This is a genomic window from Acinetobacter sp. ANC_7511, from assembly GCF_056779975.1.
Map to the genome: position 1 here is coordinate 1 of NZ_JBWYIY010000057.1, position 477 is coordinate 477.

At 43.0% G+C, this 477-nt stretch carries 2 protein-coding genes; both read right to left on the reverse strand.

Annotated elements, in window-relative coordinates:
* Positions 1 to 212, reverse strand: a 212-nt coding sequence (locus tag AC1M9L_RS14805) for a CoA-transferase (protein WP_481592560.1), incomplete at its 3' end; no start/stop codon positions are given.
* 20 nt (positions 213 to 232) lie between these two features.
* Positions 233 to 477, reverse strand: a 245-nt coding sequence (locus AC1M9L_RS14810) for a 3-oxoacid CoA-transferase subunit A (protein ID WP_481592561.1), incomplete at its 5' end; no start/stop codon positions are given.

The following is a 477-nucleotide window of genomic DNA, read 5'->3' on the forward strand; positions in this document are numbered from 1 at the left end:
TTAATTAACTCAGGGTCACGGTCTTCTTCCGCAGGGGGTGGACCAAAGGCCAATAAACCATTTTCAGAATGTAAAAAGACATCTTTGTCAGCAGGTAAGTAACTCGAGATCTTGGTCGGTAAACCAATGCCAAGGTTGACATAAGCACCATCAGGAATATCTTGTGCAACACGTTCAGCAATTTGATCACGGGTTAATTTTTGATAACTCATTTTATTTCTCCAATCTCAAATTACTGCGCAGGTTGAACTTGTACAACGTGTTGTACAAAGATCCCTGGGGTGATGATGTGTTCAGGATCTAAGGCACCGAGTTCCACGACTTCTGATACTTGTGCGATGGTGATATCTGCTGCCATGGCCATAATTGGACCAAAGTTACGTGCAGATTTACGGTACACCAAGTTCCCCCAGCGATCGCCCTTATGCGCTTTAATTAACGCAAAGTCAGCTTTGATTGGATTTTCTAAAACGTAGT